We start from the raw sequence: 25,270 nt of genomic DNA, 5'->3' as shown, positions 1-25,270 counted from the left end.
TTTGGCTTTTCTCTATCTTACGTTTAATTATGCCCTACTACTTATTTGTAATTGAGTTGCCATTTGATTGAATGAGTCGGACAGTACCGCTAGTTCGTCAATATTTTCTACAGATTGTCGGTCAAAATTGGTATTCGTGAAATTTCCGATAGCGGCTTGTTGCGCTAATACTTGACTTGCTCGGCTCAAACGTCGAATGGGAGTTGTAATCCAGCGAGATGTAATTGTACTCAGTGCAGTTGTTATAATTAAAGCCGTCAAACATAGCACCGCAGTTGTGCGGTTATTGTCGTGAATGTCCTGCATAAAATCTGATTCAGGCATGACGATCGCTATTAACCAATTCAAACCATAGTTATCTTTCCAAGGTTTAATACAAACAAATTGCCGCACTCCTGCAATTTTCAGCTCGAAATGCTGGTCGGTTTGAATTTCATTTAGATTGTTAAATTTTTTGAGTATAAACTCTGTAGTTTTTCTGATTACCGGATCGGGACTATTGACTGCATGTATTCTTCGTGCTTGGCGATCGACGATCGCAAACGGTCGATCGGAACTAGAACTAGCTACTAATAAACCATTCTGTTCGATAATGAAAATTTGTTCCGACGAAGTGACTGGCAATTGCTGTAAATAATCGCTAATTTGTGACAGAATGAGATCGACTCCAATCACACCAATAAATTTCTGTTGGCGATCGCGTACGGGATAGCTAGAAGAGATAGATAAAACTTCTGGTTTATCGTGCCACTGATAAATTGCACTCCATACGGGTTTACCTGCTTTCGCTGCATCTGCATACCAACCCTCCTGTTGCACTGGTGCAATATGATCGATAATTGTCTTTAAACTTTGGCGATTTCCTCGATTGTCTGTGGTGTAAATAGATTGGCGATTAGGTGCTGTTTTCAGGGTTTCATTAATGAGTAAATGACCGTTATTCAGGCGTTCGACTCCAATAAACTCGCCTTGGATATTGGCATAATTAATATAACCAACATCGAATACCTGCATTTGCTTCCAGAAGTAATGTCCGGTGCGCTCGAAGTCTTGTAAATCGAGCAAACCTAATTCGACTGCATCTAAATTGATTTGATTGATTTGTTTGGGAATTGCAAAGTAAGCAGAGAGACGATCTTGAATGCGATCGCCAGCTTTATCTATTAAGCGATCGGCAAGGCGATCGACTGCTTGCTGACCGTTTTTGAAAGAAAAATAGCCAACTAATCCGACTGTTGCCATAATATGCAGCATAAATGGTACTGCCAATACTAACTGCATAGGCATTCTTCTAGAGGGTGTTATGAACTTTGAAAATGATCCACTCTCTGAGCCAGTTTCAGCCATTCCCCGAAAATACCAACAAAGGCTGAATTTCGCTCCCAAATTGGGTTCTACAAAAGTGCATAACACGTTCTAGATGCTGGATGAGATAGTCCGTTTGCGGTTCTCTGCCACCCAAAGTGTGAAAGCAGCTTCATGGATAAAATTATGCTAGTTCTAGCTTATTATTCCCCATGCCAGCTAGTAGATTTTAATTTGAGAACGTAGCAACTATTCAAATTTTCAGTAGCTAGTTACGTTATTTTACAAATGCGATCGCTGTTTATCTTTGCAATGAGTTGCGATCGCCAATCTCAATATTTTTTATTTCAATAAGGGATTTTTATTACACGCTGCCGAGCTAATAGTCTGCTCGATTCTGCTCAATCTCGTTTCTGGACGTTTTGCACTAACTATCCAAAATAATATATTCTTCTTTACAGTGTTACTAAAAGCTTCAAAATATTTGTTAGCAACTTCATTTCCTAAGAGTGCTTGCTGTAAGTCTATTGGAACAATTAATTCTTCAATAGCATCTAAAGTATTCCAAGAACCGTCTTGTTTTGCTACTATAATTTTTGCTAAACCAGCTTCAGTCATTAAATCTTGTTTTATCAGCTCTTGAATATATTGCTTATTTAATTTTGACCATACACTTTTTGGTTTTCGAGGTGTAAATATTTGTCGGTAGCATTCTTTATCTAAAGATTGTACTTTACTATCAATCCAGCCAAAGCATAGAGCTTCTTTTACTGCTTCACTATATCGAATACTAGGCTGACCACTCTTAACTTTGTAGTACATCAGCCAAATAATTAGAGCTATTATGGTTTTTTCTAACCATTCTCGCCATGCTTGACGGTCTTGAGCGTAAAAGGTTTCCATTTCGCGATCGAAGTTTGGCATATATTGAGTATCCCCATAAATAAAAACCAAGCGCAAAAATATAAAAAAACTATGCAGTTAAAGTTTAGGATATGCAATTGAAAATTTAATAAAATAATGCATCAAAGCGATCGCCTCTACGCGCTAACATCTCAACAGAGTTAAAAATTTATTACCATTTGGTTAAATTACAATTAAAACTCATGAATAGTGAAGAACTAGCGCGCTACATCGAAAGCACAGATGGTATATCTAAACCCTGGCTGCTATTGCAATTGCGCCTGAAGAAGCTGCAAGAGCGATCGCACCTACTCACCCCAGAGGAATATGCTAAAGAGTTGGCAGACATACACCAAGGATTGATGAATCTGGGAGAATGGTGGCGGGGGATAGAGGACGAGGCGTTCGGAGTTGACTATCCTCTGTAGAGTAGCGACAACATTCTAGCTTTGCAGCCAAAACTTCTATGCCTAGAACTAAAAAAACAACCACTACACAAGAAATTGCTACTGAAATTAATTTCACAGATCCGCAGTACTACTTCAATCGCGAGTTGAGCTGGTTAGAGTTTAATAATAGAGTTTTACATGAAGCTTGCGACCCGCGATCGCCTTTACTAGAACGATTGAAGTTCTTAGCAATCTTCAGCTCTAACTTAGATGAATTCTTTATGGTGCGTGTAGCAGCTTTACGCCAGCAACTAGCGGCTAAAGTCAGCAAACTCAGTCCAGACGGACGCACCCCAGAAGAACAGCTAGAAGCAATTGCTCAACGCCTGCGTCCCTTGGTATCGCAACAACACCGCCATTTCGAGCAAGTCCTCAGACCCGCCTTAGCCCGAGAGGGAATATATATTTTAGATTACATGGACTTGAACCAGGAACAGCGGACGTACCTGGAACATTACTTTGACGAACAAATATTTCCCGTCCTCACCCCTCTAGCTGTAGATCCGAGTCACCCCTTTCCCCACATTTCTAATCTCAGCTTGAATTTAGCTGTAGTCATGAAAAATCCAGTGACGGAAGAAGAATTATTTGCACGGGTGAAAGTGCCAAAAGTCTTACCGCGATTTTTGCCGCTTCCAGAAGAACTGCGGGTACAACACCATGACAAACCCGCGCATTGGACGGGAGTACCTCTAGAACAAGCGATCGCCCATAACTTAGAATCCTTGTTTCTAGGGATGAATATTTTAGAATATCACCTGTTTCGGATTACCCGCGACGCTGACATAGAACTGGAAGAAGACGAAGCCGACGATTTATTATTAGCGATCGAACAAGAACTGCGCAAGCGCCGTATTGGTGGATCGACAGTCCGACTGGAAATTCACTCTCAAATGCCAGACTTGGTACGTAATAGACTGTTACGAGAACTCGATTTAGAAGAAAGAGCAGTTTACGAAATTGATGGCATATTGGGACTAGGAGATTTAATGTCATTTATGGCATTACCGCTACCAGAACTGAAAGATCCACCTTGGAAATCCGTCGTTCCTCCACGCTTGCAACGCCTCAGTCCTGCTTTAGCAGATACTGAAGAAGGAACTGATTTTTTCAGCCTGATTCGAGAAAAGGACGCTTTAGTTCACCACCCATATCATTCTTTTTCCTCCACCGTACTGCGGTTTATTAGTAGTGCCGCTCACGACCCGGATGTGTTAGCGATTAAAATGACGCTGTATCGCACCTCTGGCGATTCCCCCATTCTTAACGCTTTGATCGCCGCCGCTGAAAACGGTAAACAAGTTGCTGTTTTAATGGAACTCAAAGCGCGTTTTGACGAAGAGAATAACATTTACTGGGCGCGACGGTTAGAAAAAGCTGGAGTTCACGTAGTCTATGGCGTTGTCGGATTGAAAACTCACTCGAAAATCGTTATGGTCGTGCGGCGGGAAACAGATCGCATCCGACGTTACGTCCATATCGGCACGGGTAATTATAATCCCAAAACAGCCAGAATTTATACTGATATGGGACTCTTTAGCTGTCGGGAGGAATTGGGAGCCGATCTGACAGACTTATTTAATTACTTAACTGGATATTCGCGCCAACAATCATATCGCAAGCTATTGGTTGCACCAGTTAATTTGCGCGATCGCATGGTGGCTTTAATTCAGCGCGAAATCGAGTGCTGTAGAGATGGTGGTACTGGTCGGATCGTAGCGAAAATGAATGCTTTGGTCGATCCCCAAATTATTGCTACCCTCTACGAAGCCTCTCGCGCTGGCGTGCAAATCGATCTAATTATCCGAGGAATGTGCTGTTTGCTACCCGGACTTAAGGAAGTAAGCGAGAATATTCGTGTTATAAGTATCGTTGGGCGCTTTTTAGAACACTCCCGTATTTTCTATTTCCACAATAATGGGGAAGAAGAAATTTATATCGGCAGTGCTGATTGGATGCCACGCAATCTCGATCGCAGGGTTGAGGCTGTCACCCCAATTGACGATCGCAGCCTTGCCAAAGATTTACAAGAAATTCTCGGAGTAATGCTTGCCGATAATCGCCACGCTTGGGACTTACAGCCTGACGGACGTTACATTCAACGCCGTCCTGCCCCTAACACTCCCCAATCAAGTTCTCAGAAGATATTTATGGAAATGGCTCTCAATCCAGGAACAACAAGCGAGCAGTGAGTAGTGACCGACAACCATCTACCATCAATAGTCCTCCCTACATTCCATCGTAGGGCAGAGGTAATTTTACCTTGAACAAAAATATACTGTGAAAATCAATAGTTTACGATCGTCCGCCCTGGTAATCTTATTCGGTTTAAAATGCTGATGTTATCTTGCGAACCTTCCATTGTCAGAGTCTTGGTTGTAGACGATCACGAACTTACTCGTCTCACTCTGAAGCTAGCGATCGCTCACCAGGAAAATTTAGAACTAGTAGGATTAGCTAGTAACGGCAAAGAAGCTGTAGAAATGACGCAGCGCTTTCATCCAGATGCGGTTGTGCTTGACTTGCAAATGCCGGTTATGGATGGTTGGAGTGCTGCTGCCAAGATTAAAGATATTCAGCCAGAAACTCAAATTATTGCCTATTCTTCTGTGGAAGATCCAAAACTCCACGATCGTCAAGCAATTGCCTGCTTTGACGCAATCTGCAAGAAAGACATTGCTACTCCAGAATTAATCAACATCATTAAAGAATTAAAACAACAACAAGAAATAAATCGCTCGTAGGCATTTGTTTGGGCAGGGCGATCTCATATATATGCTATTAGTAGCGATCGCTACTCCAAAGATAAATTAAGAACTGAAAGCGGATAATCGAATTATTGATGAAGCGGGCAATATGATGTATTAGCACTGGAAAGCGATTTGAGAAATCAGCCTTCAGTGCTTTTTCTTTAGAGTGCGGCAAATAATAGATTAGTTAGTCGCGTTGTCAGGAAAAGTGCGCTTAAATTCATCTAATAAATCGTCCATTTCTTCTAAAGCTTGATTGACATCTATTCTGAGCGTACCTAAGTTGGGTTGTTCCAATAAACGCAATAACGATTCGCGTTTTCCTTCAACTAATGCAATTCTTGCTTTTAAGGTTTCAACATCCATTGTTCAGTCCTTGGTTGATTCTGCTTTTATTGTAATAGAAGTCAAAAGTCAAAAATCAAAAGTTAAAAGTCAAAAGTCAAAAATCAAAAGCAGAAGTTGTTCCATCTCCTCTGCACCTGAAGCTCCCCTACTCCCGACTCCCGACTCCCGGCTCCTGACTATTTAATTCACCATAGTCTAGTCGTTTAGCAGTAAAGGCAATTTCTCTAGCTGTCGTACCTACGCTAAGTTTACCAGCCATCCTTTCTGGCTGAAACTGACTAGAAATCGCGATCGCATTTACAACTGCTGCTACAGGTCGGCGACAGATTGTCGCTAAAGGGACATTACCAGTTAACTGCAAGGCGCGATCGCTTAGTTTTCCTGTGAGAGTCGGTCTTTTTTCTCCAACCCTAGCCTTGTGCGAACTACTCTCTGCTAACAATAAAGACCCGTTTAAGTAAATACCAGATTGCTGTATATCTAACACCAAGTTTGATAACTCCAAACAATCAGGTAAATTTTGGTCGAGAGACAACAGATAACGCCCTTGAATTGATATTTGTGCTTTAAGATTAGCCTCCCCATACGCAGAAACAACTTTAAATAACAGTAAGACTGAACCAATTGCAATACCGTAAAAAGCTAAAGATTTGAGATTGAAATGGTTTTTCATTGAAAGATGGTAATGGGTAATTGGTAGTTGGTAATTGGTAAGAAGTATTTTCACGCACCACTAACCACTGATAACTGTTCACTGATAACTGATAACATCAAGGTGAGAACTGACTTGACTATGGCGACGGGCAATTAGCAAGGAAGATTGACACTGGATTGCTAATTCATCTGTGTACCTGCCTAGAGTTTGTCGTTCGATTCCCCAAGCGCGACTCATGCCAACTATGGTTAAATCGACACGGGCTGATGCTTCTACGACTGCTAGAATCGGTTCGGAAGTTTCTTTTGGTTGAATTATAGAAATGCGATCGCGCACTTTCTGCGGCAGTTGTTGCATAATGTTGCGTAACTCGTTACTGAACTCGCTTGGCGCTAGTGTTGCTTGCAGCACTGACAAACATGCCGTGTCGCAATTCGCTAGCAGGCGCAGGGCGATGACTAACGCTAGGTCATCGTGAATATTGCCAACATATGGCACAAGCAGCGATTCTAAGTTTTGTTTGCCGCGATCGGTGTATACGGCTACGTCTACTGGAGCAAGGCTGAGAATTTGACCGACGCGCCCACCCAAACGATTGTTACTAAAAGCCGGACGATGCCAACCAACGACAATTAAACTAACGCTGTCAAGTTTGGCAATCTCGGTTGTCGCTCTAGCAACGTCGTTGCTGACACGAACGATGGGATGAATGAGAGAACGAATTGACGGTGGTTCTAGAGTTTGGATTAATTCTTCTAGCTGTTGGTAGCGCTCTTGAATTAACCTGTCAGCGGCTTCTGGAGTGCTTTGGAAAGCGTAGTCTTCTTCAATTTCGATCAAACTGAGCGGATGGACGATCGCAGCAGCCGATCGCTCGCCAGCGATCGCTGCTGCTAATTGCAACAGTCCTTGTTGAGTACTGGGATTTGCGACTGGAACTAAAATTCTATACGCCGGAGTTACAGGCTCTATATCACCTGCTTCTGGTGGTTCTGGTTCTACCAAATCTAATTTAATCAGTCGCTTCGGATACGTCCATTCCAGCAGTGGCGAGGTCATAAACGTTGTCACCAATGCCATAATTACCAGCATGGTAAATAGTAAAGGCGAGATCACACCTAGACTCAAACCAATGTTAAGGACGATCAACTCTGTCAAGCCACGGGTATTCATTAACCAACCCAAGGCTGATGCTTCTCGTTTATCGATGCCACTGACACGCGCCGCTACATAAGTACCGATGTACTTTCCGGCGATCGCCACTACTAGAACTAATAAACACAGCAGCCATAATTCAGGGCGGTTGAGCAAACCAATTTGGGTTCTGATCCCGCTGTAGGCAAAAAAGACGGGGAGTAAAAAGATTAAAACAAAGTCTTCTGTCTTTTGGGCAATCTCTCGCACCAGATCGTGGTCTTTAGGCATGACTGCACCGACTAAGAACGCCCCAAAAATCAAGTGAATGCCAATGACTTCGGTAATTAAAGCAGAGATCACCACCCCCATGTAAATGCAAGCTAAGAGAAATTGCGTCAAACGTCCGGTACGATGAAAGAGTTTGGCAAGATACCGTAAACACCAGCGTCCTACTGTCACCATCAAGCCTATGTAGACGATCGCCGCAATAATTGTCGGAATAGCCTTGACAAAATTACCCTCTTTTGCAACTGCGATCGCCACTGCTAAAACGCACCAAGCCGTGACATCATCTACTGCCGCACACGTTAGCGCCAACGTACCCAAGCGCGATCGCTGCAAGTTATTCTCGGTAATAATCCGCGCTAAGACTGGAAATGCCGTAATTGACATTGCTGCGCCCAGAAACAGGGCAAAAGCAGTAAAGGAAACACTCCCATCAGATACCAGAGGATAGAGGATGATGGCTGAGAGCGTCCCTAAAGAAAAAGGCACTAAAATACTGACGTGAGAAGTCAGAATCGCTATATCTAACTGTCCGCTCAAGTATTTAGGATTTAGCTCTAAGCCAATCAAAAACATGAAAAAGATCAGTCCGATCTGAGACAGCACGTTCAAGTAAGGAAGCGTTTCAGATGGAAACAAAGCTGCGGCAAGATCTGGGGCAATTAGACCAAATAGCGAAGGACCAAGCATAATTCCCGCAACAATCTCACCTATTACCAGCGGTTGCTTGATCCAGCGACATCCCATTCCCACAATCCGCGAGAGTGCTATGACAATCAGCACTTCAATTAAAACGAGAATGACTGCGTGCATAACTTCCTCCAGCAGCAGATGCCCCTATGATGATCTTTTAATCATCTCTGTAGTGTCAACTCATTAGCGATTTACTGCGGGGGTACGCGCCAAACATCGATTGTGCCATTCCCAGTCCCGCTGACTAATGTTTGTCCCCTGGGACTGAAGGCGACGGCATTAAAATATTCTGCATTTCCAGTCACGTAGCCAATTAAGGTGCGGTGTAACGTGCCTGTCTCCAGATTCCACAGCTTGACAACGCGATCGCTACTGTTACTTGCCAGTGTTTTACCATCAGGGCTGATAGTAACAGAAGTGACTACGCTGCGATCGCTGCTCAAGGTACGAATGAGCTGACCCGTATTCAGATTCCACAGCTTAATTATCCCATCACTACTGCCACTAGCAATTTGTCCGTTGTTGCTCGTAGCTAGGGAAAACACGTTACCAGCACCACTAAGAGTCCGAATGAATTTGCCTGTATTCAGATTCCACAACTTAATCGTCTCGTCGCTGCTACCAGTGGCAAGAATTTGTCCATCTCGGCTGATGGCAACAGCATTGACATCGCCGGAATGTCCGTTGAGGTTACGCAGCAATTGACCTGTATTCAAATTCCACAGCTTGACAATTCCGTCATTGCTTCCACTTGCCAGAGTTTGTCCGTCTGGAGCGATCGCCACTGAATTAACGTGGTTTAATCCGCCACTGAGAGTCTGAATCAGTTTACCCGTGTGAGGATTCCACAACTTGATAGTGCGATCGCCACTCCCACTAGCCAGAATTTCTCCATCTGGACTCATAGCCAGGGAATGAACGTGACCTGAGTGTCCGGTTAAAAGACGCTGTAGTTTGCCCGTGTTGAAATTCCAAATCTTAATTGACCCATCACCGTTACCAGTAGCAAACATTTGCCCGTCTGGGCTGAAGGTGACACAATTATAATTAGTAAAAATCGGCGCGTTGACACTCAGAGGCGCGCGGTGAGCATAAACTGAACGTCCACCTGTCGAGCTTTCTAGTAGTAAGCTGCTCGGTAAACTCCTCATCACCGCAAATACATCGGCTGGAAATACTCCAAATCGACTGTAAGCATAGATTTGAGTTCCAACCAAAAAAAGTAGAAGAGTTGTACCACCGGTAACTAAAGCGCTGCTGAGATTGCGCGGATGTAATCTAATTGGTGGTAGCGATCGCCTGCGGGTGGGAGTAGAACTAAAGCGTTGAAGTTGTTGTAAGTCGTATAGTACTTTGTCTGCCGATTGGTAGCGATCGCTTATTTGGAAACGCACCATCTTGTCTAAAATTGCTGCTAGGTGAGGTGAAACTTGGGCGCGATCGCGCCAGATAATTTCCCCATCTGCATCTTCGCTTAATTCGCTTGGCGCTACTCCAGTCAAAGCTTGAATTGCCGACATTCCCAGCGCATATATATCGCTAGCATAACGTGGTCTGCCTCTGGCTTGCTCGATTGGCATATATCCCGGTGTGCCGATCGCGCGCGTGAAAGTAACTTGTCCGTTTCCAACAACTATCTGAGTATTAACTTGCTTGACTGCCCCAAAGTCAATTAAAATCGATCTCCCGTCTTTGTGTCGTCGAATGATATTACTGGGTTTAATATCTCGATGAATAACTTGACTCTGGTGAACAAAATTCAAAATTTCTAGTACATCTACAAGCAGATTAAATACCTCCGCTTCTGGTAGCTGCTGACCGTCTGCCAGTAACGTACTTAAGGGATAACCTTCAACGAGTTCCTGGACTAAATAAAATTCTTGGTTTTCAATAAAATAATCGAGTAAGTCTGGAGTTTTCTCGTGTCTTCTTCCCAAACTTTCTAAAACTCTAGCTTCAGAATCAAATAATAGTTTTGCTTCTCGTAATGTATTTGGATCGTTGCTTGCTGGTTTCAAGCGTTTCACCACGCACTGTCTTTTCATTCTGCGCAGGTCTTCAGCGAGGTAGGTTTCCCCATAGTAGCCGCGTCCCAATTGACTGATAATGCTGTAGCGCCCGTCTAGCAGTGTACCTAGCATTAGTTGATTTTATCCAGCAGCAGAGCATCCATATTTTTACGAAGCAGGCGATCGCAGTTAAACACAAAATACGTCTTCTTTTTACCCCTGTCATCTGCCCTCTGCCTTATCTTCACTTTGACGAGGCTAATTTGTCGGCAATGCGGGTAGTTTCTGGCAGACGATATTTTGGCGTACATTGCAAAACATAATCGATCGCGGTGGCTAAGCTGACTCGATGCCCGCTAGAAATATATAGTGGTTTTGTCCCAGTTCTGGTTCTAAGCACTGCACCAATAGTTTCTCCTTTATCGGTTAATAGTTGCCAACTACCTCGTGCTTCTGGGACTTCTTGATATTTGCCAATCAGTAAAGACTTGGCTACGCCTATAGTTGGTATATCCACAATTAGCCCTAAATGACAAGCGATCCCGAATCGGCGCGGATGAGCAATTCCCTGACCGTCACACAAAATTATATCCGGCGTAATGTTAATTTTTTCCAAGGCATCAAGAACGGCAGGAACTTCCCGAAATGATAAGAATCCTGGGATATAAGGAAAACTTGTCGGACGACGCGCGATCGCTGTTTCTTGGAGTTGCAAACTCGGAAAGCTCAGCACGGCAACCGCAGCTCGACTTATCGTACCATTTGCCTCAAAACCCATATCTACGCCTGCAACATACTGTACTGGTGTCTGAATTTTATCTGTAGTAATAATTTCACCTCGTAATTTTTCTTGAATCGCGATCGCTTCTGCTGTAGTTAAAGCCCAAGTATGGCGTTGGTTAATTTTCATGAATCAGTTGTCAGTTGTCAGTTACCACTTATCAGTGTAGAGACGTTACATGTAACGCCTGTACAAAGTTATCAGTTATCAGCAACCAGTTATCAATAACTCAGGAAGACGCTTATCTTAAGATTTTTAGCAATTTTCCCCAAATTATATTATTTGAGCGCTTAATACAATTAAAACCAAACAGTACGGATTAGTAATGAATAATTGGTATTTAATAACTGAATTAATCAGTAGACGGCGATTTGACTTTTCAACTAACCACTAGCTACTAGCCCCTAACCACTAATTTTATGAGAAACAGCGATTATCTTAAAACAAGTTTGCCTTTTGCTGGCGGTATCGTTTTATTGATCGTTGCCTTTATCTTTCGTCCTTTTGCGATTGTTAATGCAGGGCAAAGAGGCGTAATGATGCAATTTGGCAAAGTTCAAGAGGGAATTCTGGATGAAGGATTACACCTAATTATGCCTTTTGTTACCACAGTTAAAACTTTGAGCGTGCGCGTTCAGAAAAGTAGTTTTAATGCTGATGCTGCTTCTAAAGACTTGCAAAAAGTCACCACAGAACTAGCTGTTAACTGGCACATCGATCCTACACAGGTCAATAAGATTTTTCAACGAGTCGGGGATGAAGAACAAATCGTTGACGGGATCGTTACTCCAGCCGTCTCTGAAGTTCTCAAAGCGGCAACTGCAAAAAAAACTGCGGAAGAAATTATTACCAAGAGAACAGACTTAAAAGCAGAAATTGACGATGCTCTAAAATCTCGTCTGGGAGATTATGGAGTCATGGTAGACGACGTTTCTCTAGTGAATTTTTCCTTCTCGCCAGAGTTTAGCAAAGCTATTGAGTCAAAACAAATTGCCGAACAAGAAGCCAAGCAAGCAGATTTTGTTGCCTTAAAAGCGACAAAAGAAGCACAAGCAGAAGTTAACCGTGCTAAAGGACAAGCAGAAGCGCAAAGATTGCAGCGACTTACTTTGACTCCAGAAATATTGCAAAAACAAGCGATTGAAAAATGGGATGGGCGTTTTCCAACAGTCATGAGCGGCAACAGTAGTCTACCTTTAATAAATATCAATCCTGCCGATCTGAACAATAAAAAATGATTATGAACGATCGGTTGTTTGTGGTCGATTGTTAAAGAGTGGCTGGTGGAACCGGTGACGAGTGGTTGGAATATTTTCTAGTCACCAGCCACTCCCTACTGATAACTGACAATTTTATACAGACGTTACATGTAACGTCTCTACACTGACAACTGATAACTGTTACTTAAATTTTTCGCTTGCATTCATAATATCTCTTGTACTCTTCGTCTAAAATCTCTCGATCGGGAAATTTTTTATACAAGGTTTTTTGCTGGAGTGGCTGTAATCTCCTATGCTAGTTACTTGTATTTAAAAATCACAGAAAAACATTTATACTTCACTTTCTTTTTTTCTACGTAGAATGAATGCCTATTCCTAAAGATATAAGCCAACTGGTATAGTGAGACACTTTTTATTTGTGCTAGCTACCTTAATACTAGTTAGTGGATAGAACGTTCTATTTAATAGCACCAGTCTTGGTGGAATGCATTAGTTACTGGGTGCGGGTGCTGACTGTTAAGCCCCGCTTGCCCATTTCACTTGACCGTGGTGCTTCAGAGTGAGTCCGTAAGTCCGTAAGATTGTCCAAATCAAATAGGAATAAGGCAAAACAATGAAACCGCTGATTTCCCCAGAAGAACTTGCGACTTTAGTGCAGCAGGAGCCAATAGCGATCGTTGACACTCGTGCTCCAGAAGAGTACGCAATTGCCCATGTTCCTGGTGCAGTCAATATTCGCGAGATTTTTACTTATTTAGCTGCCTCTACACCTGAAGGATTAAATAGCCTGCACGCAGAATTTGCCAAACTTTTAGGCACAGCTGGTATTTCAGGTAGAGAAAAGATTGTCATCTACGAAGAGGCAATGAATAAAGGCTTTGGACAATCTTGTCGAGGATACTTTCTGCTGAAGTATTTTGGTTGTCAGCAAGTATCCGTATTGCATGGCGGTTATCAAGCTTGGTTAAAGATGGGATTGCCAACAACTGCCGAAGTTCCTACACCAGAACCAACAACGTTTGTGATGGACATCGATCCGGCAATTATGGTGACTACAGAACAGATGTTGCAATCTTTGGACGACCCAGCCATTATCAAGTTAGACGTGCGCGATCACGATGAGTGGATGGGTGACAGTTCTTCTCCCTATGGTGTAGATTTCTGTCCCCGCAAAGGTAGGATTCCCGGTGCGGTTTGGATTGAGTGGTATGACTTTATGGTTCCCAACGCTGAAATTCCTACATTTCGTTCTAAAGAAGAAATTTTAGCGATGTGTGAGAAGGTGGGCATTACTCCAGAGTCAACGGTATATGTCTACTGTTTCAAAGGTTCTCGCGCCTCCAACACCTTAATTGCCCTTCAAGAAGCAGGAATTAAAAATGTGAGAAACTATTTTGCTTCTTGGAATGAATGGTCTCGCGATCCATCTTTGCCAATTGAGACAGGCAAACCAGCGACCAGTTATCAGTTATCAGTTAACAGTTAACAGTAATCAGAGAATAGGAGTTGTAGAGGCGGGTTTAGCAAAAGGTTCACAGGTTTCGATCGGAAATCTTGGTTCAAAACCCGCCCGCATAGTTGTAGGGGCGGGTTTAGCAAAAGGTTCACAGGTTTCGATCGGAAATCTTGGTTCAAAACCCGCCCATATAGTTGTAGGGGCGGGTTTAGCAAAAGGTTCACAGGTTTCGATCGGAAATCTTGGTTCAAAACCCGCCCGTACAGGGGTCATTCCGAATTACCAATTACCAATTATTAATTATTAATTACCAATTGCCTTTGCAGTTGATACATGCGATCGAACAATTGCCAGCAATATTTTTCTGATAAGCCGCAGGTCACTGCACCTCTGAGAACTACATCAAAATACCAGTCATTAGGGGGTATTTCTGTTGTTAGTTTATTCACGACAACGTATGTCCTCACGCCTTTGTAGATACGTTCTCGGCTGTGGACGCTGATTCTTTCGTGACGATACCAATTTTCGGAGACTCCCTCACGGCGATCGAGGGCTTGGCTCAGGCGTTTTGGTAGCATGTACAATACCCCTTCCACGCTAGCTGTTTTATCGGGGACAACATCCAATACACCAGAGTTTCGCAACGGAGAATAGGAATAAAAGCCTAACCTATAGCCTTTGAGAGTCGCAGGACCGATCGCATATACATGTGTTTTTTCACCGAGCGATCGCTTTAAATCTACCGGACACATACAAGAGCCGTAAGCAAAATAGTAAAACATCGGTTCGCGTTGCTGTTGCTGACTCAAATAGGCATTGCCGATCGCGTTTTTACCGATAGTTTCATCAGTGCTTGCTACCTCTTGCAACTGTCCTAGCCTGCTCATAAGCTCATGATATTACTTGCTATTAGCATCATATTATCAGACCCTCTAAGTCAAAGCAATGTATCTTGATAGAATAACCGTAGATTAATAATGGGTAATAGGTAGTTGGTAGTTGACTGTTATTGCTCCTCTGCTCCCCTGCTCCCTGCTCCCTTACATTGACAAACTCAACTGCGAGCCATTTTGCGTTTTGACAACTTCGATACGGGCTTGGAATGCTTCTTTGAAGTAGGGCATGTGCGTCACGGCGAGGATGCAGGAAAAGTCAGCAGCGATCGCGTTGACTGCGGCAATGAGGCGATCGCAACCTTCTTGGTCTTGCGTGCCAAATCCCTCATCAACAATCAATAATTGTAAAGATGCTCCTGCTCTTTGGGCTAACAATCTCGCTAGCGCTAGCCTAATGGCAAAGTTAATCCGAAATGCCTCGCCCCCAGAGTAGGTTTCGTAAGCTCTGGTTCCCCGTGCATCGGCAATTAAAATATCTAGGGTATCAATCGTTTTGGCATTTTTCTTTGCTGCGCGTCCGCTACGTCCGGTTTTTTGCGTAATAAATTGGACGTGTAACTGGTTGGCAGATAGCCGTGCTAATAATTGGTTGGTTTCTGCTTCGAGTTGAGGTAGCAGATTTTCAATCATCAGTGCTTGAATGCCGTTTTTGCCAAACGCCTGCCCTAATTCTTGATAAACTCGCTGTTGCCGACGAGCGACTTGGAGCTGTTGCTGCTGTTGTTCTTGTTGAGCCTGCATCGCGGCTAACTGCTGAGATTGCTGCTGCAAGCGTCCTAACTGACTGAGGAGATCGTCGAGTTGGCGGCGACGAAACGCCAATTGCGATTCTAGAGTTTGAATTTCAGTTGTGGTGTTGGGAGACTGTTCTAATTTATGAATAACTTCTTCAATCTGAACGGCAAGAACTTGTCGTTCGGCGGTTCTGGCTTGTACGGCTTCAGCTAGATCGCGCGATCGCTGCTCTAGTTGAGGATACTGTTCTTGAGCTGAGAGTAGTTGTTGATAGCTCAATTGCCACACTTGGGCTTGTCGAATTGCCGTTCTGAGGGCGCTGTGTCGATCCGGATCGTAACCGATTTCGTCAATCCGAGCGGCGATCGCGGCTATTTGTTTGGCACATTCAGACTCAACTTGGTATTGCTCGATTTGCTCAGACAAATCGTCAATTTGCGTTCTCATCTCCGGTTGTCGGGCGATAATTTGTGCCTGTCGCTTTTGAGCATCTTTAATTTGTGCCTGTCGCACTTCTGCCCATCGCAATTTATCAACCTCACTCCGCGCTAAAGCATGGCTTTCTTCGCTGTAGTTGAGTTGCTGAAGTTGAGAATTGAGTTGATTTAATTCTGCCTGTAAATCGGCAGCGTAGTTTCCCTGAGCTAGCGATCGCTCTAGGTGTTGTTTTTCTGCTGCAATTTGTTCTAAGCGACTTTGCAACTCATCGCTAGCAGATAGTTGCGCGATGACTTGTCCCCGTTGCTCTCGTAAAGCATCGTATTGGGTAAGTTTCTGCGCGACTTCCCGATATCGTCGTCGCAGTTCTTGAATTTCAGTTTCCGTGACCACCAGCTGTTCTCGGACAACTATAAATTGTTCTTCAGTATCCCTTTTCTGTTCTTTAGTTTTGTCTACTACGCGATTCCAATGATGTTCGTCCAAAGGACGCTCGCACAAGGGACACACCGCATCCGGTACGGAGAGCATCTGAATTTTTTGCTCGACTTCTCCTAATTGCTTTTCAAATTCTCGTTGTTGCTCTTGCAGGCGTTCTAAAAAGTGGCGGCGTTCCTGTCCTTTTTCCCGTACCCGTTCGATATAGACTTTATCTTTCTCTAGCTGCTCGATTTGGACTGCTACTTCTGTCGCGGTTTGTTGTAACTGTGACTGAGTCGATTGCTGCTGGCTCAAGGTAATTTGTTGCGTTTCCAGTTCTTCTAGTTTCGCAGTTAACCGCGCTTGGACTTTATCAATTTGAGCTTGCAGGGTATTACGCCGCTGGATCAAAGGAGAAACTTGGAGTTGCAGCCGATCTAAATTTGCCAAGCGATCGCGGGCGGCGGCGAGTTGTAAGACTCCTGCTTCTACTTCCGCCGATTTGCTCAGAGCTTGTTGGGTTTCCTGTTCTTGCTGTTGTAAGATAACTAGTTGACCTTCAGCACGTTGTAATTGGTGCTGAAGTTCGTTGACTTGCTGTACGAGTTGTTGCTGTAATCGAGTGTGCTGTTGTTGGGCGTGGCTGTATTCCTGAAATTTAGTGCTGAATTCTTCTTCCTGCCCTAAGAGATCTTGATAGTGTTGGTATCCGGCTTGAATTTCCAGCTCTCGATCTAAAATCTCTGCTACAGCTGCCAGTTGAGACTCGATCGCTAAATGCTCTTGTTGCAGGCGATCGCGATCCACCGTTAGATTTTGAGATTGCTGTTTGAGGAAACTTAATTGTTGTTCCCAGTTTTGTTGTTGGCTGCGGACGACTTGTAAGCTTTTGAGTTGAATGTCATCAAAAGCTTGTTCCTGCTGCAACTGGTTGACTTGAGCTTCAATTTCTGCTAGCTGAGTGGCGATCGCTTCTTGTTGTTGTAATTGGGTGGCAAGCGATTGCAAAGCCTGTTCTAATTGATCGGCTTGAGCGCGAAAAGATTTCGACAGATCTTTTGCCCGTTCTTCTAGTTCGTCATAACGATGCAGTTTGAGTAACTCCGCCAAAATTTCTTTGCGCTCGTTGGGGCGCTTGAGCATGAATTCATCAGCTCGTCCCTGACGCAAATAAGCTGAGTTAATAAATGTTTCGTAGTCCAGCTTAACGTGTTCTAAAATTAATGACTGAGTGGCTCGGACTCCCTTTTCAGTTAGCGAGCGAAAGCCTTGTGGGGTTTCAACTTGAAACTCTAGGGAACTGCTTTGTCCTCGGTAACGAGTACGAATCACGCGATATTTGTGGCGATCGCTGTAAAACAGAAAATCAACCCGTACTTCTTTTGCTCCAGCATGAATGATATCATCTTCGGCGACAGCACGACTCTGACCCCAAACCGCCCAGGTAATTGCTTCGAGTAGAGACGATTTACCCGCGCCATTCGAGCCACATATACAGGCAATATGTAACCCGCTAAAATCAAGAGTCGTCTCGCGATAACTGAGGAAGTTTTTGAGTATAAGTTGGACTGGAATCATTTAGGCTACTGCACCACACCCTCGATCTAGAAATAACAGTACAGATGCACTGTCACCTAGTTTATTGTAGTAAAAATTAGTCATTAGTCATTGGTTATTAGTCATTGGTCGGTTATTTTTTTACGGTTCGCTGCTCGCAACTCACTCTCATTGGTGGTTAATGGTTGCTAGTTATCGGTTATAACACCAACTTGCTTTTTAGAATTGTTGTAAGAGCGAATACTTTCTAGTTCACTGCAAAACGATCTAACAAATCGCAGATAATAAATATCGAATCACAAACGATTGGTGACAAATGACAAATAACAAACTCGTAATGGAGTAAACCAATGACGGCGAAAAAAATTTTGATGCTGGTTGGTGACTACGTGGAAGATTATGAAGTCATGGTTCCATTCCAGGCGCTACAGATGGTAGGACATACAGTTCATGCTGTCTGTCCTGATAAAAAAGCAGGGGAAAAGGTACGCACGGCGATACACGATTTTGAAGGCGACCAAACTTACAGCGAGAAGCCAGGACATAACTTTGCCTTAAACGCCTCCTTCGATGAAGTGAAAGCCGAAAACTACGACGCTTTAGTTATACCAGGCGGGAGAGCGCCAGAATACATCCGTCTAAATCAAAAAGTTTTGGATATCGCACGCCACTTTGCCCAAACCAACAAACCAATTGCGGCAATTTGTCACGGCTTACAAGTCCTGGCAGCAGCCGATGTTTTACAAGGTAAGAGCTGCACTGCATACCCAGCCTGCGGACCCGACGTGATGAAAACTGGTGGTTTATACGTTCACATTCCTCCAGACGAGGCGATGGTGGATGGTAATTTGGTTACAGCACCCGCATGGCTAGCTCATCCTAACTGGTTAGCAGAATTTCTCAAGTTGTTGGGAACCAAAATCGAGCATTTATCAGTTACCAGTGACCAGTTACCAGTGACTAGCTACCAGTGACTAGTTACCAGGGAGCGCACGAGCAGTGACTAATTATTTGGGTACTAAGTAAAAGTTGTCGATCGCGATTATTGAGTAGCAAAAATTGAGCAGTAACAGCGTTATTTATAGCTTCACAATGGAAAAAGCTCCTGGGAGTCTTGCCGTGTTTCGACCCCAAGAGCTTTTTCTTTAATACCACTCCTCACACACAACTTTAGTTTAGGTTAATCCTCTAGGGGAAAACAGTAGCGAGTGACACTTTACAGATTGGCTAATGGCTAATGGCTAATGGCTAATAGTAATAAACGAGCGCACAATTAACAATTAGCAATCAACAATTAGCGATCGACAATTAGCAATGAGCGCAATTCGGACTGTTCAACTGTGTCGGAGTTTTGGTAGTGTCACGGCTTTGGACAACTTATCGCTGGAAGTCCCTCAAGGAACTGTGTTTGGCTTTTTGGGGGCGAATGGTTCTGGTAAAACCACGACAATTAGGCTTCTACTAGGAATTTTAGAGCCAACGGCTGGTCAAGCTGAGGTGCTGGGTTTCGATTGCCGTACCCACTCCCATGCCATTCGCCAGCGCACGGGTGCTTTGCTAGAACACCCGGGACTTTACGAACGACTCAGTGCAGAAGATAACTTAGAATTTTACGCACGGGCTTGGCGCATTCCCACAGCCAAAAGGCGATCGCGGATTCAAGAATTACTCTCACACATGGGTTTGTGGCAGCGCCGCCATCAAAGGGTAGGAGAATGGAGTCGGGGGATGAAACAAAAACTCGCGATCGCTCGGGCGATGTTACATTCTCCGCCATTAATCTTTCTCGACGAACCCACCATCGGACTCGATCCCGTCGCTGCTGCTGCTTTACGCGACAACATTCAGGAAATGGTAGCGCAAGAAGGAGTGACAGTATTCTTAACGACTCATAACTTGGCAGAAGCCGAAAAATTGTGTCAGCAAGTCGGCGTGATTCGTCAAGGTAAACTTTTAGCGGTAGGACATCCCGATCGATTGCGATCGCAAGCTGGCAATCCCAAACTAGAAATTATCGGACGTGGATTTACAGCAAATGCGATCGATTGGTTAGAGTCTCAACCGCTCATTGCTGAGATTGACATTTCTAAAATTAACAATGAGAGCGATCGCTTAACTATCTCCCTACATCAACTCATCAGTTCTGCTCCCATCGTCAAAATGTTAGTCCAAGCTGGAGTAGAAGTAGAAGAAGTTCGCAAAGTCAGCCCTACGCTGGAAGAGGTTTTTTTAAGCTTGATGGAACAGTAGAGAAATTCGGAATTCGGAATTCGGAATTCTGAATTAAATTCTCCCTCAGTTCTCTTCCCCGACTCCCATACGGGCGGGTTTATTCGCTCAATTCTGGGTTGTTTCAGGAATATCCTGTCAAAACCCGCCCCTACAACTCCTGACTCCCGTACGGGCGGGTTTATTCGCTCAATTCTGGGTTGTTTCAGGAATATCCTGTCAAAACCCGCCCGTACAACTCCTGACTCCCTATTCACTCACCTCCGGTTTGAGCAAAGGAAAGGCGATCGCATCCCGAATACTGGCACAATCAGTTAAGAGCATCACCAATCGATCGATCCCGATGCCTACACCACCAGTAGGTGGCAAGCCGTACTCTAAAGCTGTGAGAAAGTCTTCGTCTACTCCCTGTGCTTCTAAGTCTCCGGCTGCTTTACGGGCTGCTTGAGCTTCTAATCGCTGTCTTTGATCGATCGGATCGCTCAACTCAGAAAATCCGTTGGCGGTTTCACGCCCAGCGACGAATAACTCAAATCGCTCTACCAAACCAGGCTTTGAGCGGTGAGGCTTGGAAAGTGGCGAAATTTCCACTGGATAATCGATGACATATGTAGGTTGAATCAGCGTGGCTTCGCAAGATTGTTCAAACGTCTCATTTAAAAGTTTGCCAATCGAAGTACATTCCTCAACTGCTTGAATTCCCGCTTGTTTTGCCGCCGCCTTTGCCTCGTCTAAACTCGAAAAAGCGTTAAAGTCTAACCCTGTTTTCTCCTGTACGAGAGCGTGCATCGTAACCCTACGCCAAGGGGGTGTAAGGTCGATCGCCTCACCTTGATAAGTAATTTGTAGCGTGCCTAAGACTTCCTGCGTCACGGTAGTAATGATATTTTCTACCAACTGCATGATGTCGTTATAGTCGGCATAGGCTTGATAAATTTCAATCGAAGTAAATTCTGGGTTATGGCGGGTAGAAACGCCCTCGTTACGAAAAATTCGCCCCAATTCAAATACTTTCTCAAATCCACCCACAACCAACCGCTTGAGATGGAGTTCTGTGGCAATCCGCAGAAACAAATCCATTTCTAGGGTGTTGTGATGCGTGATGAAGGGACGAGCATCAGCCCCGCCTGCTTCTGCTTGTAGTACGGGAGTTTCAATTTCAATAAAACCCTGCTGCTCCAAAAAGCGGCGAATTCCTGCTGTAATTTGAGCGCGACGGCGAAAAGTTTGGCGGACTTCTGGATTGACGATTAAATCTACGTAGCGCTGACGATAGCGCTTAGCCACATCAGTCAAGCCATGCCATTTATCGGGTAAGGGGAGTAAAGATTTGGTAAGAATAGCGTATTGGTTAACAAAAACCGATAATTCGCCCTTTTCCGTGCGTTTGATCGTCCCTTTTGCGCCTAAAATGTCCCCTGCGTCTGTCAGTTGCTTCAGATGATTAAAGGCATCTGGATCGATTTCTGCCATCGCAGTATCGATTCTTTTTTTATCTAGGTATAGCTGAATCGTGCCAGTCTCGTCTTGCAAGCCGAAGAAAGCCAGTTTGCCAAAGACGCGGCGCGCGATGATTCTCCCCGCGATCGCCACTTCTATTTCTACCTCTTCCCCATTGGGTAAGTCGGCATACTTTTCTTGTAATTGAGCTGCATGGTGAGTAGATTCCCAACGATAAGCATAGGGATTTAAACCCAACTGCCGCAACTGCTCGACTTTCTCTAACCGCGTGGCACGGATATCTTCTTCTGCCATGACTACTTTCCTAAAGGGAATGCACTGATAAAGGGACGCAATCTTTGATTATAAAGAATTTGTCATTGGTCATTCGTCATTTGTCATTAGCTATCTCTTCCTTGTCTCCCTTGTCCTCCTTGTCCCCTTGTCCCCCTCACTCCTCACTCCTCACTCCTCACTCCTCACTCCTCACTCCTCACCCCTCTTCTTGATTCGCTCGATCTCGCGTTGCAATTCTTCAATTTGACGGCGTAAATCCTCTGTTGCGGCAGATGGGGATGATTCTGTTTGGACGTTAACTGCGTTTTGGGCAGGCGATCGCGGATAGTTTCCTTGGCGAATTTGACCATATTCGGCAGAATTTGCCCATTGTTGCAGATAAGTTATCCGTTCTACCGCAAACGGATGCGTTAGAAACAAGTTTTGGGGAAAGTTATTGTAAAGTAGAAATTTATAAACTTGGTTCAAGCTGTCTTGGTCGAGTTCTTGGAATCTTTCTGCTTGCCGGATAAACTCGTCTAAGCTGCATTCATGACCGTACTGAATGCTACCCCCAGCTAGCTTCATCATCGTTTGCATGACTGGTTTAAGATCGTCCATCACCATCAAGGCTGCTCGATCTGCTGATAACTCGGCTTTCCGCTTCCATTCGTAGAAAGCAAATATCAATCCACTACTGACCAAATTTCCTAACCCTAGAGTTCTAGCTCCAATATAGTTAGCCGTGGAAATCACCCAAGTCGCCATTTGAATCAAAATTGTATGACCGCATTTGAGGTGACCTAATTCGTGTGCTATCACCGTGCGAATTTCTGTAGGAGTCAAAAGATCCAACAGTCCAGTGTTGAGAACGATATTAGGCTCCTCCTGACCGAGAGCATAGGCATTAACTACAGGAGTTTGAGACACGAACAAAACTGGTTCTGGAGAAATATCTAAATCTCGAACGCATTCGCGAAAAATTTGGTAGACGCTAGAATACTGGCGCGCTCCCACTTGAATGCTGTTGCCCATGTGATAGACCATTTGGGGGCGTTCGTAGAAAAATTTGATGAATTGCGTCGCTACCAAATCAAAACCTGGTAAACTCCGTAAGGCTTGTTCCGCTTGGCGATCGAGCGGATGGCGAAAAGTTTCGCAAGAAATGTCTGGATAAGTTGGCATTGTGCAAATTGGTAATAGGTTTAGTGATTGGCGAAAAGGGAGGAGCGAGGAGCGAGGAGTGAGGGAAATTTTGGCTTTTAGATTGGTAATGGGTAATGGGTAGTTAGTAATTGCTCCCATGCGTGACCTTGTGCTACCTTGCGCTTCCTCATCTCTCTTTTCTCCCTAGTCCCCCTTGTCCTCCTTATCCCCCTCGCTCCTCGCTCCTCGCTCCTCGCCCCTCAAAAGTTAGTAAAATAAAAGACTCTGAGGGTTAAACCTCCAAGCCAGTCGTTAGAGAACAGACAACAGGCAGCTAACAAATACATAATAGGACTGGATCGGAACGATCGCTTTTCGCGCTAGTAGAGAAATAGAAGTCAGTGATTGAAGTAGAGGTACATTATTCCCTGCATAACTTCCTGCGATCGCAGGCAGAAGCTGCATGGTCGCATCATTTGACGATGGCGCGACTCGTAGCTAGAGCTTTGCGGCTCGGACGTAGTGCTTTGATTCAGGTGGGTGCTGGTTGCGGCTATCAGGGACGTTATCGCCTGAGCTATCTAGCGCCAGCTCTACTTTGGCAATCTCCGGCGGTCATAGTAGCAACAGAGGAAGTGCAACAGCGTCTCTTGCGAGTAGAAATTCCGCCTCTACAGCAATGGCTGCAAACGAATAAAAGTATTATCGTCGGCGATCGCTGGATTCATCCCGATTTTCAAGGTATTTTACTCATTACCCCTGCGGCTTGGCTGCAAGCTCAATGGGCGGGAACGGGCGATTTTCCGCCCAACATTCCGACACTAATTGATGGGGTGGACGATTTAGAAGACTGGGCGCGATCGCAACTAACTGTTAGCATTCATCCTGGTAACTGGGACGAATTAATGCTAGCTTATCCCGATCGGGCGGAAGTGATTCGGGAAGCGCGAGTCCAACTGACAAAAGCCGTCTTCCGACATCCAGCCAACCCATACGAGTGCTATCTCGTCTCCCCAGCAGAGCGGCATATTCTGGAAAGTCTGTTTACTAGGCTAGGAGATAAGGGAGCAGGGAGCAGGGACGAGCTGGGAGCAGGGGGAAGAAAGCAGAGGGAGCAGAGGAGCAGGGGAGCAGAGGGAGCAACTACCAATTACCAATTACCGAAGAATTGGTATTTGTTCCAAGAGCGATCGCAAACACCAGACTGCTTGTTGTGGATGAGCTTAAACCGCTCTCAAGGCTTATTTTCACTCTACTGCGCTCCCGCAGAGGTGGCTTCGGCTCTTGCACCAATTTGGACTCGACAGCCTGTAGTCTTCATGGGTAGTGCCTTAGATCGAGAAACAGAGGCTACGACTTATCGCAAGCGCTTGGGTTTACCAGAAGAACTCACTTGTTTGAAATTTGCTGGCGATCGCCACAACGAATCAATTCAACTCTACACGCCAGAACGCTTTCCTTTACCCAATACCCCCCAATATCAACCCGCTTTGATGCGGGAAATTTATGCTTTGATTGGTGCGACGGTATCGCCAGGATTAACAATGATTTTAGTTGGTGATTTGCCTTTAAAACAGCAAATCGGGGCGCAATTAGCCGCAGAGTTCGGTTCGCGGGTACAGGTAGAAAAAATGAGTTTGGATGAGAATAGCATTCTCGTCAGCGGTTGGGACTTTTGGCAGCAGCATCAAGGTATCTTGCCAGTACCGCAACTCACAATTATTACAACATTACCCATACCATCTCTAGAGCATCCAATTGTGGCGGGTCGAGTCGAATACTATAAGCGATCGCGTCAAGACTGGTTTGCCCTTTATCTATTACCTGCGGCTTTAAATCAATTACAACGGGCGATCGCACCTATGCGCGATCGTCAAGGAGTCGTAGCTTTACTAGATAGTCGCGTATTACACCGCAGTTACGGACAGCAGGTACTTGCAGCTCTCAGCCCTTCGGCTAGATGTAATTATTTAGATGCTAGTTTGTTTGCGAAAGAGGAGTGAGGAGCGAGGAGCGAGGAGTGAGGGAAAGAGAGTGGTGCGTGGTGTGAGAAGTGTGGGAGGACACAAGGGAGAATTTGCTCCCTCAACCCCCTCAGCTCCCTTTCTCTCCCTCAACTTCCTCAGCTCCCTCAGCTCCCTC

At 44.6% G+C, this 25,270-nt stretch carries 20 protein-coding genes; 8 read left to right on the top strand and 12 right to left on the bottom strand.

Features of this window, described 5'->3' with window-relative positions; genetic code table 11:
• Window positions 1-27: 27 nt before the first annotated feature.
• Window positions 28-1,287, bottom strand: a complete 1,260-nt coding sequence (locus tag N4J56_RS11590) for a sensor histidine kinase (RefSeq protein ID WP_317106589.1) — start codon at window positions 1,285-1,287, stop codon at window positions 28-30.
• Window positions 1,288-1,647: 360 nt separating this feature from the next.
• Window positions 1,648-2,229 carry a YdeI/OmpD-associated family protein gene (locus N4J56_RS11585; RefSeq protein ID WP_317106588.1) on the bottom strand — a complete coding sequence of 194 codons (582 nt, stop codon included), beginning with the start codon at window positions 2,227-2,229 and terminating at the stop codon, window positions 1,648-1,650.
• 182 nt (window positions 2,230-2,411) lie between these two features.
• Here N4J56_RS11585 and N4J56_RS11580 point away from each other — a divergent pair, with 182 nt between their 5' ends.
• The 3 genes from N4J56_RS11580 (at window position 2,412) to N4J56_RS11570 (ending at window position 5,401) form a co-directional block, all read left to right on the top strand.
• Entirely contained in the window at window positions 2,412-2,636 is a 225-nt protein-coding gene (locus N4J56_RS11580) for a hypothetical protein (RefSeq protein ID WP_015154758.1), read from the top strand.
• A gap of 38 nt (window positions 2,637-2,674) precedes the next feature.
• Window positions 2,675-4,849 (top strand): polyphosphate kinase 1, encoded by a 2,175-nt coding sequence (gene ppk1 / locus N4J56_RS11575; RefSeq protein WP_317106587.1) that lies wholly within the window; start codon window positions 2,675-2,677, stop codon window positions 4,847-4,849.
• Between the two features lie 141 nt (window positions 4,850-4,990).
• Window positions 4,991-5,401, top strand: a complete 411-nt coding sequence (locus N4J56_RS11570; protein ID WP_317106586.1) for a response regulator transcription factor — start codon at window positions 4,991-4,993, stop codon at window positions 5,399-5,401.
• Window positions 5,402-5,590: 189 nt separating this feature from the next.
• On the opposite strand, the gene N4J56_RS11565 is transcribed toward N4J56_RS11570, so the two are convergent.
• The 5 genes from N4J56_RS11565 to nfi form a co-directional block, all read right to left on the bottom strand.
• Complete coding sequence (locus tag N4J56_RS11565) at window positions 5,591-5,773, bottom strand: hypothetical protein (RefSeq protein WP_317106585.1); 183 nt, start codon at window positions 5,771-5,773, stop codon at window positions 5,591-5,593.
• A gap of 127 nt (window positions 5,774-5,900) precedes the next feature.
• On the bottom strand, window positions 5,901-6,428 hold the full coding sequence (locus N4J56_RS11560) for a hypothetical protein (RefSeq protein WP_317106584.1): 528 nt from the start codon (window positions 6,426-6,428) through the stop codon (window positions 5,901-5,903).
• A gap of 78 nt (window positions 6,429-6,506) precedes the next feature.
• Window positions 6,507-8,645, bottom strand: coding sequence for a cation:proton antiporter (locus N4J56_RS11555; RefSeq protein ID WP_317106583.1), 2,139 nt, complete (start codon window positions 8,643-8,645; stop codon window positions 6,507-6,509).
• A 71-nt stretch (window positions 8,646-8,716) separates the two neighbouring features.
• Complete coding sequence (locus N4J56_RS11550; protein ID WP_317106582.1) at window positions 8,717-10,666, bottom strand: serine/threonine-protein kinase; 1,950 nt, start codon at window positions 10,664-10,666, stop codon at window positions 8,717-8,719.
• 112 nt (window positions 10,667-10,778) lie between these two features.
• Window positions 10,779-11,444 (bottom strand): deoxyribonuclease V, encoded by a 666-nt coding sequence (nfi, locus tag N4J56_RS11545; RefSeq protein ID WP_317106581.1) that lies wholly within the window; start codon window positions 11,442-11,444, stop codon window positions 10,779-10,781.
• Window positions 11,445-11,734: 290 nt separating this feature from the next.
• Between nfi and N4J56_RS11540 the strand changes: the two genes are divergently transcribed.
• A complete protein-coding gene (locus N4J56_RS11540) occupies window positions 11,735-12,553 on the top strand; it encodes a prohibitin family protein (protein ID WP_317106580.1) in 819 nt (272 codons plus the stop codon).
• 595 nt (window positions 12,554-13,148) lie between these two features.
• A complete protein-coding gene (locus N4J56_RS11535) occupies window positions 13,149-14,021 on the top strand; it encodes a sulfurtransferase (RefSeq protein ID WP_317106579.1) in 873 nt (290 codons plus the stop codon).
• A 6-nt stretch (window positions 14,022-14,027) separates the two neighbouring features.
• Here N4J56_RS11535 and N4J56_RS11530 read toward each other — a convergent pair whose 3' ends face one another.
• The 3 genes from N4J56_RS11530 to sbcC form a co-directional block, all read right to left on the bottom strand.
• Window positions 14,028-14,264, bottom strand: coding sequence for a hypothetical protein (locus N4J56_RS11530; protein ID WP_317106578.1), 237 nt, complete (start codon window positions 14,262-14,264; stop codon window positions 14,028-14,030).
• A 23-nt stretch (window positions 14,265-14,287) separates the two neighbouring features.
• Window positions 14,288-14,773: a gamma-glutamylcyclotransferase gene (locus N4J56_RS11525; RefSeq protein ID WP_410500479.1), complete on the bottom strand. Its 486-nt coding sequence runs from the start codon at window positions 14,771-14,773 to the stop codon at window positions 14,288-14,290.
• A 258-nt stretch (window positions 14,774-15,031) separates the two neighbouring features.
• Window positions 15,032-18,058 carry an exonuclease subunit SbcC gene (sbcC, locus tag N4J56_RS11520; RefSeq protein WP_317106576.1) on the bottom strand — a complete coding sequence of 1,009 codons (3,027 nt, stop codon included), beginning with the start codon at window positions 18,056-18,058 and terminating at the stop codon, window positions 15,032-15,034.
• 329 nt (window positions 18,059-18,387) lie between these two features.
• Here sbcC and N4J56_RS11515 point away from each other — a divergent pair, with 329 nt between their 5' ends.
• Both N4J56_RS11515 and N4J56_RS11510 read left to right on the top strand, forming a co-directional pair.
• Window positions 18,388-19,011: a DJ-1/PfpI family protein gene (locus tag N4J56_RS11515; protein ID WP_317106575.1), complete on the top strand. Its 624-nt coding sequence runs from the start codon at window positions 18,388-18,390 to the stop codon at window positions 19,009-19,011.
• A 340-nt stretch (window positions 19,012-19,351) separates the two neighbouring features.
• The gene (locus N4J56_RS11510; protein WP_317106574.1) at window positions 19,352-20,287 is read left to right on the top strand and encodes an ABC transporter ATP-binding protein; all 936 of its coding nucleotides are present in this window, start codon (window positions 19,352-19,354) and stop codon (window positions 20,285-20,287) included.
• Window positions 20,288-20,515: 228 nt separating this feature from the next.
• Here N4J56_RS11510 and lysS read toward each other — a convergent pair whose 3' ends face one another.
• Both lysS and N4J56_RS11500 read right to left on the bottom strand, forming a co-directional pair.
• The gene (lysS, locus tag N4J56_RS11505; protein WP_317106573.1) at window positions 20,516-22,021 is read right to left on the bottom strand and encodes a lysine--tRNA ligase; all 1,506 of its coding nucleotides are present in this window, start codon (window positions 22,019-22,021) and stop codon (window positions 20,516-20,518) included.
• A 171-nt stretch (window positions 22,022-22,192) separates the two neighbouring features.
• Window positions 22,193-23,167, bottom strand: a complete 975-nt coding sequence (locus tag N4J56_RS11500; protein ID WP_317106572.1) for a M48 family metallopeptidase — start codon at window positions 23,165-23,167, stop codon at window positions 22,193-22,195.
• 362 nt (window positions 23,168-23,529) lie between these two features.
• Between N4J56_RS11500 and N4J56_RS11495 the strand changes: the two genes are divergently transcribed.
• Entirely contained in the window at window positions 23,530-25,131 is a 1,602-nt protein-coding gene (locus tag N4J56_RS11495) for a helicase C-terminal domain-containing protein (RefSeq protein WP_317106571.1), read from the top strand.
• Window positions 25,132-25,270 lie beyond the last annotated feature (139 nt).

Source organism: Chroococcidiopsis sp. SAG 2025, assembly GCF_032860985.1.
GTDB lineage: Bacteria > Cyanobacteriota > Cyanobacteriia > Cyanobacteriales > Chroococcidiopsidaceae > Chroococcidiopsis.
Note: the sequence above shows the minus strand (reverse complement) of the source record. Positions and strands in the feature narration are given on the sequence as shown.

Excerpts from the sequence above, each read along its gene's own strand:
- N4J56_RS11580 (WP_015154758.1), top strand. The coding sequence starts at position 2,412 with ATGAATAGTGAAGAACTAGCGCGCTACATCGAAAGCACAGATGGTATA.
- nfi (WP_317106581.1), bottom strand. The coding sequence starts at position 11,444 with ATGAAAATTAACCAACGCCATACTTGGGCTTTAACTACAGCAGAAGCG.
- N4J56_RS11515 (WP_317106575.1), top strand. The coding sequence starts at position 18,388 with ATGACGGCGAAAAAAATTTTGATGCTGGTTGGTGACTACGTGGAAGAT.
- N4J56_RS11530 (WP_317106578.1), bottom strand. The coding sequence starts at position 14,264 with ATGACCCCTGTACGGGCGGGTTTTGAACCAAGATTTCCGATCGAAACC.
- N4J56_RS11555 (WP_317106583.1), bottom strand. The coding sequence starts at position 8,645 with ATGCACGCAGTCATTCTCGTTTTAATTGAAGTGCTGATTGTCATAGCA.
- N4J56_RS11565 (WP_317106585.1), bottom strand. The coding sequence starts at position 5,773 with ATGGATGTTGAAACCTTAAAAGCAAGAATTGCATTAGTTGAAGGAAAA.
- lysS (WP_317106573.1), bottom strand. The coding sequence starts at position 22,021 with ATGGCAGAAGAAGATATCCGTGCCACGCGGTTAGAGAAAGTCGAGCAG.
- N4J56_RS11535 (WP_317106579.1), top strand. The coding sequence starts at position 13,149 with ATGAAACCGCTGATTTCCCCAGAAGAACTTGCGACTTTAGTGCAGCAG.
- N4J56_RS11570 (WP_317106586.1), top strand. The coding sequence starts at position 4,991 with ATGCTGATGTTATCTTGCGAACCTTCCATTGTCAGAGTCTTGGTTGTA.
- N4J56_RS11510 (WP_317106574.1), top strand. The coding sequence starts at position 19,352 with ATGAGCGCAATTCGGACTGTTCAACTGTGTCGGAGTTTTGGTAGTGTC.
- sbcC (WP_317106576.1), bottom strand. The coding sequence starts at position 18,058 with ATGATTCCAGTCCAACTTATACTCAAAAACTTCCTCAGTTATCGCGAG.
- N4J56_RS11500 (WP_317106572.1), bottom strand. The coding sequence starts at position 23,167 with ATGCCAACTTATCCAGACATTTCTTGCGAAACTTTTCGCCATCCGCTC.
- N4J56_RS11550 (WP_317106582.1), bottom strand. The coding sequence starts at position 10,666 with ATGCTAGGTACACTGCTAGACGGGCGCTACAGCATTATCAGTCAATTG.
- ppk1 (WP_317106587.1), top strand. The coding sequence starts at position 2,675 with ATGCCTAGAACTAAAAAAACAACCACTACACAAGAAATTGCTACTGAA.
- N4J56_RS11585 (WP_317106588.1), bottom strand. The coding sequence starts at position 2,229 with ATGCCAAACTTCGATCGCGAAATGGAAACCTTTTACGCTCAAGACCGT.
- N4J56_RS11590 (WP_317106589.1), bottom strand. The coding sequence starts at position 1,287 with ATGCCTATGCAGTTAGTATTGGCAGTACCATTTATGCTGCATATTATG.
- N4J56_RS11525 (WP_410500479.1), bottom strand. The coding sequence starts at position 14,773 with ATGTTTTACTATTTTGCTTACGGCTCTTGTATGTGTCCGGTAGATTTA.
- N4J56_RS11540 (WP_317106580.1), top strand. The coding sequence starts at position 11,735 with ATGAGAAACAGCGATTATCTTAAAACAAGTTTGCCTTTTGCTGGCGGT.
- N4J56_RS11560 (WP_317106584.1), bottom strand. The coding sequence starts at position 6,428 with ATGAAAAACCATTTCAATCTCAAATCTTTAGCTTTTTACGGTATTGCA.